11 protein-coding genes are annotated in these 12787 nt (G+C 73.6%); 1 reads left to right on the top strand and 10 read right to left on the bottom strand.

Features of this window, described 5'->3' with window-relative positions; translation table 11 throughout:
- Positions 1-222: 222 nt before the first annotated feature.
- The 10 genes from PV341_RS38460 to PV341_RS38415 form a co-directional block, all read right to left on the bottom strand.
- The gene (locus PV341_RS38460) at positions 223-981 is read right to left on the bottom strand and encodes a hypothetical protein (protein ID WP_500331215.1); all 759 of its coding nucleotides are present in this window, start codon (positions 979-981) and stop codon (positions 223-225) included.
- Positions 982-988: 7 nt separating this feature from the next.
- Positions 989-1477: a G/U mismatch-specific DNA glycosylase gene (gene mug / locus PV341_RS38455; RefSeq protein ID WP_500331216.1), complete on the bottom strand. Its 489-nt coding sequence runs from the start codon at positions 1475-1477 to the stop codon at positions 989-991.
- Between the two features lie 68 nt (positions 1478-1545).
- Positions 1546-2979 carry an adenylosuccinate lyase gene (gene purB, locus PV341_RS38450; protein WP_500331218.1) on the bottom strand — a complete coding sequence of 478 codons (1434 nt, stop codon included), beginning with the start codon at positions 2977-2979 and terminating at the stop codon, positions 1546-1548.
- A gap of 674 nt (positions 2980-3653) precedes the next feature.
- Positions 3654-4424 (bottom strand): SGNH/GDSL hydrolase family protein, encoded by a 771-nt coding sequence (locus PV341_RS38445; protein ID WP_500331220.1) that lies wholly within the window; start codon positions 4422-4424, stop codon positions 3654-3656.
- 37 nt (positions 4425-4461) lie between these two features.
- Positions 4462-5487: a hemolysin family protein gene (locus PV341_RS38440; RefSeq protein ID WP_500331222.1), complete on the bottom strand. Its 1026-nt coding sequence runs from the start codon at positions 5485-5487 to the stop codon at positions 4462-4464.
- Complete coding sequence (locus PV341_RS38435) at positions 5484-6848, bottom strand: hemolysin family protein (RefSeq protein WP_500331224.1); 1365 nt, start codon at positions 6846-6848, stop codon at positions 5484-5486. The genes PV341_RS38440 and PV341_RS38435 overlap by 4 nt, the downstream gene beginning before the upstream one ends.
- Positions 6849-7030: 182 nt before the next feature.
- Positions 7031-7462 (bottom strand): GNAT family N-acetyltransferase, encoded by a 432-nt coding sequence (locus PV341_RS38430; RefSeq protein WP_500360243.1) that lies wholly within the window; start codon positions 7460-7462, stop codon positions 7031-7033.
- Positions 7463-7543: 81 nt separating this feature from the next.
- Positions 7544-8503 (bottom strand): TIGR03621 family F420-dependent LLM class oxidoreductase, encoded by a 960-nt coding sequence (locus PV341_RS38425; protein ID WP_500360242.1) that lies wholly within the window; start codon positions 8501-8503, stop codon positions 7544-7546.
- Positions 8504-8562: 59 nt separating this feature from the next.
- Entirely contained in the window at positions 8563-11130 is a 2568-nt protein-coding gene (locus PV341_RS38420; protein ID WP_500360241.1) for an ABC transporter permease, read from the bottom strand.
- A gap of 11 nt (positions 11131-11141) precedes the next feature.
- Positions 11142-11927, bottom strand: a complete 786-nt coding sequence (locus PV341_RS38415) for an ABC transporter ATP-binding protein (protein WP_500331231.1) — start codon at positions 11925-11927, stop codon at positions 11142-11144.
- A 243-nt stretch (positions 11928-12170) separates the two neighbouring features.
- Between PV341_RS38415 and PV341_RS38410 the strand changes: the two genes are divergently transcribed.
- The gene (locus PV341_RS38410) at positions 12171-12761 is read left to right on the top strand and encodes a DUF3558 domain-containing protein (protein ID WP_500331232.1); all 591 of its coding nucleotides are present in this window, start codon (positions 12171-12173) and stop codon (positions 12759-12761) included.
- The last annotated feature ends 26 nt before the right edge of the window (positions 12762-12787 follow it).

The raw sequence follows: 12787 nt of genomic DNA, 5'->3' as shown, positions 1-12787 counted from the left end.
TAATAGAACTGGCTCCCAAAGAATTTCCAATATTTTTTTCTTCGGCAGCGTCAGAGTTTGTAAAGGGACCGCGTCCTGTCGGCGGGGCCCCGGAACCACCCCCGCAGCCCCGGCGCGTGGGACCCCGCCCTCCCGCTCCTGACCCGGCTGCTCGCGCCACGTCCCGGACCCCTGGTCCACGGGGGCACCCCGTGAGCGGCCTCCGGGACCGGGCGGGCGGTGTCAGGACGCGGCCCGGAGGGCGGCGTCCCACGCGCCGGGGCTGCGGTGGTGGTTCCGGTGCCCCGCGGACAGGACGAGGCGCAGCTGCGCCAGGTGCCGGGTGTCCGGGGAGAGTGCGAGCCCTGACAGCAGGGCGAGTGCCGCATCCGGGCGCAGGTCGCCGTGGAAGTCGTGGTACGAGGCCAACAGGCCCTTGAAGAGCGCCCCGTGCAGCGCGGGGAGGCATGCGGCCACGTCGTACGCCTCCTCCTTCACCGGCCAGGGTACCGGGCCCGAGCCGTCCAGCACTCGCCGGGCACGGAGCAGCAGGGCGGGGGAGGCGTCGTCCCGCAGGCGCTCCAGGTCACGCCCGAGGACCTCGGCGAAGGCCGTCGCGGCGGTGCTCCGGTCCTCGAACCAGTCGACCCACAGGGAGTAGGTGACGGGTTCGGCGTCCCGCTCCGCTTCCAGCCGCCGGCGGTAGCCATCCCAGAGCGCACCCGACGGCAAGGGGCCGTCCGGACCCCGGTCGGCCATGCGGATCTCGCAGGTCACCCAGTAGTCGTCGAGGAGGTCCAGCAGCCCGAACGCGAGCCGCACCTGGCCTTCGGCGTCCAGGTGTTCCTCGACGAAGACCTCGTAGGCCCGGGAGTGCGCGATCTCGTTCGTGGTGAACCGGCGGCCGGGGTGCTCGTCGTCGGTCCATGCGTCGTCACCGGCCTGCCGCACGCCGCGTGCGGCGAGCCAGCCCCGGGCCTCCTCCTCGGTCCCCGTACCCACGTGTGCATCATGCCTGCGACGCGTCGCGGAGGCGGCCGTATTCCTCCGTCATCGCCTGCGTCGACCAACCGGCGTTCAGGCCACTGGGGTTGGGCAGGGCCCAGATCCGGGTGCCGCCGACCGTGCGTTCCTGGGGGCCGATGCGGGCGCGGGGCTCGGCGAAGGCGACCCGGTAGGCGGTGACGCCCACGACGGCGAGCCAGCGCGGCTCGTGGCGCAGGACCCTCTCCGTCAGCAGCCGCCCGCCCTCCAGCAGTTCGTCGCGGGTCAGTTCGTCGGCCCGGGCGGAGGCGCGCGCGACGACGTTGGTGATCCCCAGCCCGTACGCCAGGAGTTCGTCCTGCTCCGCGGGGTCGAGCCGGCGCGGGGTGAAGCCGGAGGCGTGCAGCACGGGCCAGAAGCGGTTGCCGGGGCGGGCGAAGTGGTGACCGGTGGCGGCCGACATCAGCCCGGGGTTGATGCCGCAGAAGAGCACCCCCAGGCCGTCCGCGATCACGTCGGGGATGACGCGGTCGCGGGCGGCCTCCAGCTCGTCCTGGGTGGGGCGGGTGCGCCCGACCGTGGTCAGAGGATGGCCCCGGGGGTGTAGGCGGCCGCCTGCGGGTGGCGCTCGGCGACCTCGCCGACCCGGCGTACGACCTCCGCGACCTGGTCCGCGGCCGCACCCGTGAAGGAGAGGCGGTCGGCCATGAGCGCGTCCAACTGGGCGCGGTCGAGCGGGATGCGCTCGTCCTCGGCGAGCCGGTCCAGCAGCTCGTTGCGCTCCACGCCCTTCTCGCGCATGGCCAGCGCCGAGGCGACCGCGTGCTCCTTGATGACCTCGTGCGCCAGCTCGCGGCCGACGCCGGCCCGCACCGAACCCATGAGCACCTTCGTCGTGGCGAGGAACGGCAGGTAGCGGTCGAGCTCGCGGGCGATGACGGCCGGGAAGGCGCCGAACTCGTCGAGGACCGTCAGGAAGGTCTCCAGCAGGCCGTCGAAGGCGAAGAACGCGTCCGGCAGGGCGACCCGGCGCACCACGGAGCAGGAGACGTCGCCCTCGTTCCACTGGTCGCCGCCCAGCTCGCCCACCATCGACGCATAGCCGCGCAGGATGACCGCCAGGCCGTTGACGCGCTCGCAGGAGCGGGTGTTCATCTTGTGCGGCATGGCCGAGGATCCGACCTGGCCGGGCTTGAAGCCCTCGGTGACCAGCTCGTGGCCGGCCATCAGGCGGATCGTCTTGGCGAGCGAGGACGGCGCGGCGGCCAGCTGCACCAGCGCGGTGACGGCGTCGTAGTCCAGCGAGCGCGGGTAGACCTGGCCGACGGAGGTGAAGACCTCGGAGAAGCCGAGGTGCGAGGCGATCCGCCGCTCCAGCTCGGCGAGCTTGGCGGTGTCGCCGCCGAGCAGGTCGAGCATGTCCTGCGCGGTGCCGACCGGGCCCTTGATGCCGCGCAGCGGGTAGCGGCCCAGCAGGTCCTCGACCCGAGCGAAGGCCACCAGCAGCTCGTCGGCCGTGGTCGCGAAGCGCTTGCCGAGGGTGGTGGTCTGGGCGGCCACGTTGTGCGACCGGCCGGCCATGACCAGCTCCGCGTACTCGGCGGCGAGCCTGCCGAGCCGGGTCAGCACGGCGACGGTGCGGTCGCGCACGTGCTCCAGGGAGAGCCGGATCTGCAGCTGCTCGACGTTCTCGGTGAGGTCGCGCGAGGTCATGCCCTTGTGGACGTGCTCGTGCCCGGCGAGGGCGTTGAACTCCTCGATGCGCGCCTTGACGTCGTGCCGGGTGACCTTCTCCCGCTCGGCGATCGACGCCAGGTCGACCTGCTCCAGCACCCGCTCGTAGTCCGCGAGGGCCTGCTCCGGCACCTCGATCCCCAGGTCCTTCTGGGCCCGCAGCACGGCCAGCCACAGACGGCGCTCCAGCACCACCTTCTGCTCGGGGGACCACAGGGTGGCGAGCTCCGCGGAGGCGTAGCGGCCGGCCAGGACGTTGGGGATGCGGGGCTTGGAAGTCACGTAGCGAGATTCTACTGCGCGTCGGCGCAGGTCAGCGCCCCGCACCGGTCTATGCGCGTAGCGCCGTGGGGGCCCGGGAGTGCCCGGGGGTACGCGGGCTGGGTCCGTTCGTCGCCGGACCGACCACCGAGGGCCACCCGGAAGGCTTACGGCGCCCGATAGGCCTGGCGGAAGGCCCGGGGCCCGCGCGACCTCCAGCCCGCCCGCCTCCCCGGCGGCAACGCCCGCCCCGGGCGGTCCCGGCGGTGCTGACGTCCGGACCTGTCACGACTGCCGGTCATCCGTCCGGCTCGGCCCGCGCGAGCTGGTGGAGATCGCGCCAAGCAGGCGCCCTGGTCGGTGGTCGACGGCAAGTTAGGTCATGCGCATGCCGTCATGGCCGAATGCGATCTAGTCGCCCGGACATGATCTCCATAGCGTTTCCCCGACCCGGATCCGCAGATGAGGGGAGGGCACATGCGCGACATCGGATGGCCGGCGAACGACATCCAGTGGGGCTCCTACGACATCAACTGGTAGACCCCGCACATGACGAAGGCGCCCCGCCGTCCCGTGGGCCGGCGGGGCGCACCCGCGGGCCGGGCCGTGGCCAGGTGTTCCCGCATTGTTGCCCGCGGCGGAACGGACGGACGGGGGCTCGTCGGACCTCTTGCCGTGGCGCCGCCGGGGCCCGCTCAGAGCTCGAACGGCACCAGTTCGGCGCGCTTGGGCGGCAGGCCGTCGCCGGAGGAGCGGCCGGTCAGGCGGCGGCCGATCCAGGGGACGAGGTGCCGGCGCGTGAAGCGCAGGTCGGCGGCGCGGCGGGCGGGCCACGACAGGGGCACGTACGTGGGGAGCGGCTCGGTCCAGTCGAACTGCGGGGTGTGGCCGAGGGTCTGCCAGACCGCCTCGGTGACGCGGCGGTGGCCCTCGCCGTCCAGGTGCAGCCGGTCGTCCGCCCACAGCCGCGGGTCGCCCAGCACATGGGCGCCGTACAGGTCCACGACGAGCGCGTCGTGCCGGGCGGCGAGGTCGTCGACGAAGCCGAACAGCTGCTCCATGCGGGGCAGGAATCGCGTCGCGACCGGGCCCCGGCGGGCCGGGCTGCGCATCAGCACCAGCTGCCGGCAGTTCGGCGCCAGCCGCTCCACCGCCTCCTCCAGCAGCGCGCACACCCTCGCCACGTCGCACTTGGGGCGCAGCACGTCGTTGAGCCCGCCCACCAGGGTCACCAGGTCGGCCTCCATCGAGGCGGCGGTCTCCACCTGCTCGTCCACGATCTGCTGGATGAGCTTCCCGCGTACCGCCAGGTTGGCGTAGCGGAAGCCCGGCGCGTGGGCGGACAGGCGCCCGGCGAGGAGGTCCGCCCAGCCCCGGTAGGAGCCGTCGGGGAGCGCGTCGGACATGCCTTCGGTGAAGGAGTCGCCGAGCGCGACGAAGCTGGTGTGGGTGGCGTTCATCTGCATGGCGCGCGTGATCCTACCGGCCCCGCGGACCGTCGCTTCAGGCGGCCGGTGCGTGGCCCACGAGCTCCTTCAGCACGTCCTCCATGGTGACCAGGCCGATGCCGCGGCCCTGGTCGTCGACGACCGCCGCCAGGTGCGCGCCGCTGGCCCGCATCGCCGCCAGGACGTCGTCCAGCGGGGTGGCCGCGACGACCCGGGTGATCCGGCGCAGGGCGCCCCGCGGGAAGGGCTGGTCGTGGCGGCTGGGGCCGAGGGCCAGGGCGTCCTTCACGTGGAGGTAGCCCAGGATGCGGCAGGCGTCGTCGGTCACGGGGAAGCGCGAGAACCCGGACCGCGCGGCCAGGCGCTCCAGCCCCGCCGGGGTTATCCCGAAGCGGGCGGACACCACGCGCTCCCACGGGACGACGACCGCACGGACCGGGCGGCGGCCCAGTTCGAGGGCGTCCTGCAGGCGGATCGCGGCGCGCTCGTCCAGCAGCCCGGCCTGGCCGGCGTCGGTGACCATCCGGGCCAGCTCGTCGTCCGAGAACACCGCTGCGACCTCGTCCTTCGGCTCGACCCGCAGCAGCTTCAGCAGCCCGTTCGCGAAGGCGTTGATCGTGAAGATCACCGGGCGCAGCGCCCGCGCCAGGGTGACCAGCGGGGGACCGAGGACGAGGGCGGTCCGCTCCGGGGCGGCGAGCGCGATGTTCTTCGGCACCATCTCGCCGAGCAGCATGTGCGCGTACGTCGCCAGGGTCAGGGCGATCGCGAACGACAGGGCGTGGATGGCGCCCTGCGGTACGTGCAGCAGGTGGAAGAGCGGCGCGAGCAGGTGCTCGATGGCCGGTTCCGCGACGATGCCCAGCACCAGGGTGCACAGCGTGATGCCCAGCTGGGCGGCGGCCATCAGGGGCGACAGGTGCTGCAGACCCCACAGCACGTGGCGCGCCCCGCGCTCCCCGGCCTCCGCGCGGGGCTCGATCTGGCTGCGCCGGACGGAGATCATCGCGAACTCGGCGCCGACGAAGAAGGCGTTCACGACCAGGGTCAGCGCGCCGATGAACAACTGCAGGAAGATCATCGCGCACCCGCCGTCCCGTCGTCCGCGTCCTGCGGGGCGAGCCCGTTCTGCGCGCGCGGCGCCGGCGAGATCAGCCGTACGTGCGCCGCACGGTGGTGCGAGTCGTCGGTGACCTCGACCATCCAGCCGTTCACCTCGACGGTGTCGCCGGTGGCGGGGATCCGCCCGAGCCGCTCGGCCACCAGGCCGGCCAGTGTCTCGTAGGGGCCGTTCCCGGCCCGCAGGCCGATGTGCGCGAGCCGGTCGGTCCGCACCGCGCCGTCGGCGTCGTAGACGCGGCGGCCGGTGCGGTCCTGGTGGATGAAGGCCAGGTCGGGGGTCTCCTGCGGGTCGTGCTCGTCGCGGACCTCGCCGACGACCTCCTCCACGATGTCCTCCAGGGTGACGACGCCCGCGGTGCCGCCGTACTCGTCGATGACGACGGCCATGCTCATCGAGCCGGAGAGCCGGTCCAGCAGCCGGTCCACGCCGAGCGTCTCGGGGACCGGCACCGGCTCCCGCAGCAGCGGGGTGATGGGGTGGCCCTCGCGGCGTTCGTAGGGCACGGCCAGGACGTCCTTGATGTGGACGATGCCGATGACGTTGTCCAGGCCGCCGCGGTGCACGGGGAAGCGGGACAGCCCCGTGGCGCGGGTGATGTCGGCGACGTCCTGGCAGGTGGCGCCCTCCTCCAGGGCGACCACCTGGACCCGGGGGGTCATCACGTTCTCGGCCGTCAGCCCGGCCAGGCTCAGCGTCCGTACGAACAGCTCGGCGGTGTCGGCCTCCAGCGCGCCCGCCCGGGCGGAGTGCCGGGCGAGGGCCACCAGCTCCTCGGGGCTGCGGGCCGAGGCGAGCTCCTCGGTGGGTTCCATGCCCAGGCGGTGCAGCACACGGTTGGCGGTGTTGTTCAGGTGGCGGATCAGCGGGCCGAAGGCGGCGGTGAAGACGGTCTGCGGCGGGGCGACGGCCTTGGCCACCGGCAGCGGCCGGGAGATCGCCCAGTTCTTGGGGACGAGCTCGCCCACCACCATGAGCACCACCGTGGACACGCCGGTGCCGAGCACCAGGCCCAGCGACGCGGCCCCGGCGGCGGACATCCCCAGCGCGCGCAGCGGGCCGGCCAGCAGCTCGGCGATGGAGGCCTGCGCCAGCATGCCGATCACCAGGCCGGTGACGGTGATGCCGAGCTGGGCGCCCGACAGCTGCACCGTCAGGCTGCGCACGGCCCGCAGGGCCGCGGAGGCACCGCGCTCGCCCGCCTTCTCGGCCCGTTCCAGGTCGGTGCGCTCGACCGTGGTCAGGGAGAACTCCGCGGCGACGAAGACGGCGCAGGCCAGGGTCAGCAGCAGGGCGACGGCCAGGAGCAGCACTTCGGTCATCGGGACACCTCGGTCCCATGATCGGTCAGGCCGGGGTGGACCGCGCGCTGCAGGCGTGGGCGACGGGAAGGGAGACGTGACGGACTCGCAGGGTCGTCCATACGCCCATCGTAGGAAGCGCGGGCGCAACGGACAGCCCGGGAACGCGGCCAGGGAGGTGCGCCCCGGACCCGCCCGGCGCGCTACCGGGTGCGCTGCAAGGGCTTGGTCCAGCGGCGCCAGTGGTGCTCGGGCGCGTAGCCCGCCGAGCGCCAGGCGTGGTGGGCGCGCTCGTTGCGCTCCAGCACCATGGCGTCGCCACGCCGGCCGCCCAGCGCGGTGAAGCGCTCCTCGGCCGCCGCCAGCAGGGCCCGGGCGATGCCCTGCCGCCGCCGCTCGGGGTGGACCGCCAGCCGGTACAGATGGCAGCGCCAGCCGTCGAAGCCGGCGATGACCGTGCCGACGAGCACGCCGCCGTCCTCGGCGAGCAGCAGGGCCTCGGGGTCGCGTGCGATCAGGCGCGCCACGCCCTCCGGGTCGTCGCTGACGCTGGTGCCCTCGGCGGCCGTCTTCCAGAAGTCCAGCACCCGTTCGGCGTCGGCCGGTACCGCGTTGCGTATCCCGAGATCGTCCATGAGGGTCAGCCAACCATCCTCCAGGCCCGGGCGGCGAGCGTATGACGCCTCCCCGCGCTCTTCCCCGCGCTCCTACCCGTCTTACCCGTGCACTTCCTCGTGCCCTTCGCCTGCTTCGTCGCGGCGCAGCTCCTCGATCACCGGGGCGAACGCCTCCATCGAGGGTTCCAGCACCGTGACGTAGCTGAAGCCGAAGCGCTCGCGGCCCCGCCGCAGCTGCTCCGCGATCTCCGCGACCGTGCCGACGAGCAGCGTCGGCAGGTCGAGCAGCTCCTTCTCGTCCAGGTGCGGCGCGTGCGGGGCGAACTCCCCGGCCGCCGCCCCGCGGTCCTCGGTGATCACGACCCGCTGGACGAGGACGTTGAACTCGGGGTCGGTGCCGTACGACGTGGCGAAGCCGCGCGCGGTGGCGACCCGCTCCTCCACGGTCGTGGCGGACAGCAGCCGCAGCGTGCCGTCGTCCTTGGCCGGGTCGGCCTCGGCGCCGGTGAAGGCGACGACGGCCGCGTGCCGTGCCGCGAGGCGCAGCATGCGCGGGCCGTTCCCGCCCAGGAGCAGCGGGGTCAGGGGCGCACCGGCGCCGTCCGTTCTGCCTGATCCCGTTCCGTCCGTTCCCGTTCCGTCCGTGCCGTGCGGCCCCGCGAGCAGCCCGGTCAGCGCCTCGACGGTGCGTTCCAGGTGGTCGACCCGGTCGCGGGCGGTGCCGTAGGCCAGGCCCGCGCGTTCGGACTCGGCGCGCACGTACCCCGCGCCGAGGCCCAGCTCCAGGCGGCCGCCGGTGAGCCGGGCGGTGGTGGCGACCTCGCGGGCGAGCAGGACCGGGTTCCAGAACGCGGCGTTGAGCACGAAGGTCCCCAGCCGTGGGCGCCGCGTGGCGTTCGCCGCCGCGACCAGCGAGGGGAACGGCGCGGGCCAGTCCAGGTGGTCCGGCACCTGGAGGACGTCGTAGCCGAGTGCCTCCGCCCGGCGGCACTTGCGCTCCCACGCGTCGCCCTGCGCGGGCTCGAGCAGATTCACACCGAACCGGAACCGTCGTGCCATGACCGCCCCCTCGTCCCGACCCTTCCGCCGGTCAACGACCTTCCCCGCCCGCGGGTCGCTCACTCGTGGGCGATCGCGGCGAGGACGTTCATCCTGGAGGCGCGCAGGGCCGGCAGCAACGCCGCGACCAGGCCGACCACCACCGAACCGGCCATGACCGCCCCCACCGTGGTCCACGGGACGGTGAACGCCCGCATGCCCTCCAGCGCCAGCACCTCGTGCGTGACCACGCCCCAGACCAGCCCCAGGGCGAGCCCCAGCACCGCGCCGAAGACCGCGATCACCACGGACTCCAGCCGGATCATCCGGCGCAGTTGCAGCCGCGACAGACCGATCGCCCTGAGCAGCCCGATCTCCCGGGTGCGCTCGATCACCGACAGGGCGAGGGTGTTGACGACCCCCAGCACGGCGATGATGATCGCCAGGCCGAGCAGGGCGTACACCAGGTTCAGCAGCACGGAGATCTGGGTGCGCACCAGTTGCTTGTAGTCGGCCTGGTCACGGACCTCCACCTGCGGGTACGGCTTGAGGGCCCGTTCCAGGTTCGCGCGTAGCGTGGGCTTGTCGGTGCCGGGGGCGGCGTTCACGTAGAGCGCGGCGTCCTGGCCGCGGGGGAGGAACCGCTCGGCGGTGGCCAGGCCCATGGTGAGGGTGGCGTCGTCCCCGAGCAGGGTGCTCTGGCTGGTGGTCAGCGCGCGCAGGGTGAACGTCGTGGAGCGGCCGTCGACGAAGCGCACGGGGATGCGGCTGCCCACGCGCAGCCCGTGGTGGGCGGCGTACGCCGCGGAGAGCGAGAGGCTGTCGCGGGCCAGGGCGTGCGCCGTGTCGCCCGCGGCGTAGTCCAGGTTGAGCGCCCGGTCCGCGCCGGGGCCGATCGCGGTGCCCGTCAGCTTGGTCGTGCGGTGGTCGGGCAGGGTCATCAGGACGGAGACGTAGCGCACCCGCACCACCTCCCCGGCCCCGGGCACCTTCCGGACGCGGTCGGTGATCTCCGGGGAGAAGGGCGCGAAGTGGTCGCCCTGCACGACGTAGTCCGCGCCCAGGGCCTTGTCGATCTCCTGGTCGAAGGAGCTCGCCATCGACGTGCCGGCGATGGACATGCCGGTGACCAGGGCCAGCCCGATCATCAGCGCGCCGGCCGTCGCACCCGTGCGGCGCGGGTTGCGCAGCGCGTTGCGCTGGCTCATCCGCCCCACAGGACCGAACACGTGGGGGAACGCCCCGCCGAGCACCCGGATCACCGGCCGTACCAGCAGCGGCCCCACGACCACCGCCGCGATCAGCGAAAGACCGATGCCGATCCCCAGGAACGTCGCCGCGTCACCGGTGCTCCCGGCCACCGCCGCCCCGGCCAGCGTCCCCGCGGCCACCAGCGTCGCGACCGCGCCGCCCACCGCCCGCGACCGCAGGCTCCGCCCGCTCCCGGCGACCTCGGCGTCGGACAGCGCGGCCATGGGGGAGACCCGTGCCGCCCGGCGCGCCGGCAGGTAGGCCGCGACCAGCGTCACCAGCAGACCGACGGCGTACGCGGCGACCGGCACGCGCCAGCGGATGACCATCTCGGCGGCGTCGATGTTCATCCCGAACACCCCGAGCAGCCGGAAGAGGCCCGCCGCGAGTCCGACTCCGCAGACCAGGCCGACGGTGGAGCCCACCGCCCCCAGCAGCAACGCCTCCACCAGCACCGACCGCCGCACCTGTCCGCGGTCCGCCCCGAGCGCGCGCAGCAGGCCGAGTTCCCGGGTGCGCTGGGCGATCAGCATCGAGTAGGTGTTGACGATCAGGAAGACCCCGACCAGCACCGCGACCCCGGCGAAGCCCAGCATCACGTACTTGATCACGTCCAGGAAGGTGGCCAGGCTCTCCACCGCCGACTTCGCCTGCTCCGCCTGGGTCGTGTACGTGTAGCGCGGACCGAGCGCGGCGGCGATCCGCTTCTTCAGCACGTCGTCCGAGACCCCGGGTGCGGCGTCGGCCTGCACCGAAGTCGCGACACCGGTCCGGCCCAGCAGGCGGGACTGCGAGGTGGAGGTGTCGACGAACAACAGGGCGGCGCCCGGATTGGTCGTGGTGAAGGTGGCGATGCCCACGAGCCGGACCGAGAACGCGCCCGGCTGTGCCAGCACCCGCAGCCGGTCGCCGATCTCCAGGTGACGCTTCGCCGCGGTGTCGGCGTCGATCAGCGCCTCGTCGGGGCCGTGCGGCGCGTGCCCGCTGGTCAGCCGGACGGGACTGCGCGGGTTCCCCGACCAGTTGGTGGCCACGGTGAGGGCGCCGGTGGTCGGCTCCACCGGCCGGCCCTCCGCGTCGACGACGGTGGTGTTGTGCACGGTGACGTCGATCCGCGCGTCGGCGACGCCCCGTACCGCCTTCACCCGGTCCAGCAGGGACGCCGGCAGGGTGCGCACCTGGCCGGAGGCGAACTGCTGGTCCTCGCTGAAGGCCTCCGGGGGGCCCACCGTCACATCGGCGGCCGTCGAGGCGAACAGGCGGTCGAAGGTGCGGTTGACGGTGTCGGAGAAGATCATGCTGCCGGTGACGAAGGCCACCGACAGCAGGACGGCGAGCGCGCTGAGCAGCAGCCGGCCCTTGTGGGCCAGGAAGCTGCGCAGCGTCGCCCGGAGCATTTCGCCGGTGCCTAGCCGTGCTTGCGCAGCGCGTCGAACCGCTTGAGCCGTTCCAGGACGCCGTCCGCGGTGGGCCCGTGCATCTCGTCGACGATCCGTCCGTCGCCCAGGAAGAGCACCAGGTCCGACCAGGCCGCCGCGGTGGGGTCGTGGGTCACCATCACCACGGTCTGGCCGAGGGCGTCCACGGCCTCGCGGAGGAAGCCGAGCACCTCGGCGCCCGCCTGTGAGTCGAGGTTGCCGGTCGGCTCGTCGGCGAAGATCAGCTGCGGCCGGGAGGCCAGGGCGCGGGCGCACGCCACACGCTGCTGCTGCCCGCCCGACAGCTGCGCGGGACGGTGCCCCAGCCGGTCGCGCAGGCCCAGGGTGTCGATCACCCGGTCCACCCACTCCCGGTCGGGCCTGCGGCCGGCGATGTCCATGGGCAGCGTGATGTTCTCGGCCGCCGTGAGCGTCGGCAGCAGGTTGAACGCCTGGAAGACGAAGCCGACCTGGTCGCGGCGGAGCCGGGTCAGTTCGCGTTCCGCCAGACGGGTGATCTCGGTCTCGCCGATCCAGACCTGCCCCGAGGTGACCGAGTCCAGCCCCGCCAGGCAGTGCATGAGCGTGGACTTGCCGGAGCCGGACGGCCCCATGACGGCGGTGAAGCGGCCGCGGGCGATCTCCACGTCCACCGCGTCCAGCGCCACGACCCGTGTCTCGCCCGTCCCGTACGCCTTCGTCAGCGCGGTCGCCCGCGCGGCGGGCTCCGCTCCCGCCTCGATGCCCTCTGTGTCCGCTGCCGTCCATGTCGACACGCTTGCCCCCCAAGATGAGGAAGTGCGTACTTGTCCGTATGCGACCCGAGCGTAGGTCGTCGGGTGCGGTGCCGCATCGTCCCCGAGGGTGAGCGCCGGGGGCGCGCGGGCGGCCGCCGTGCGACCGCGAGTTCGTCCGGCCGAAACCGGCCGGCCGTCCCGGTGCGTCTGTAGGTGCACCCGGGCAGGGCACGGTGTGGCCGGGTGGGGGACGAGGGCCAGTACCGATGGGGGACCGAATCGATGGTGCACGCACGTATCCGGACCGGGTCCGGTGACCGCAGGCGCACGCGGGCCTGGGCGGTGGCGCCCGTGGTGGCGCTGCTGGCCCTGGCGCTCCAGGGGTGCCAGGACCCGGCGGCCGACGACGCCGGCGACGAGCCGTCCGCGACCGCGCCGGGCACCCCGGGCGCGGCGGGGTCGTCCGCGGCGTCCCCGGGGCAGCCGTCCGCGTCGTCGCCGGGCGGGACGGCCGGCGACCCGTGCGCCCTGGTGACGCAGGAGGAGGCCGAGCGGCTCGCCGGTACGGCCCTCGAACCCGGTCAGGACCTGGAAGGGACCTGCACCTACCCCGCACCGGAGTCCGGCCCGACGGCCCAGGTCGAGGTCTTCGCGGGGGAGTCGGGGAAGAACTACTACGACGCCGAACGCGGGCTCGGCCACGAACTGAAGCCGCTCGACGGCATCGGCGACGAGGCCTGGCTGGAGGACGGTTCGGTCTTCCTGCGGGTGTCCGGGCAGTGGGTCGCGATCCGGCTGGTCCGCAACGAGGAGCCGTCCCGGTTCGACGAGCCGCTCGAGGAACTGGCGCGCACGGTGGCGGGCCGCCTCTGAACGCGCTCCCCGTGCCCCCCCCCGGG

The organism is Streptomyces sp. PA03-1a, from assembly GCF_033792805.1.
Lineage (GTDB): Bacteria > Actinomycetota > Actinomycetes > Streptomycetales > Streptomycetaceae > Actinacidiphila.
This window is presented reverse-complemented; position numbering and strand designations above follow the sequence as displayed.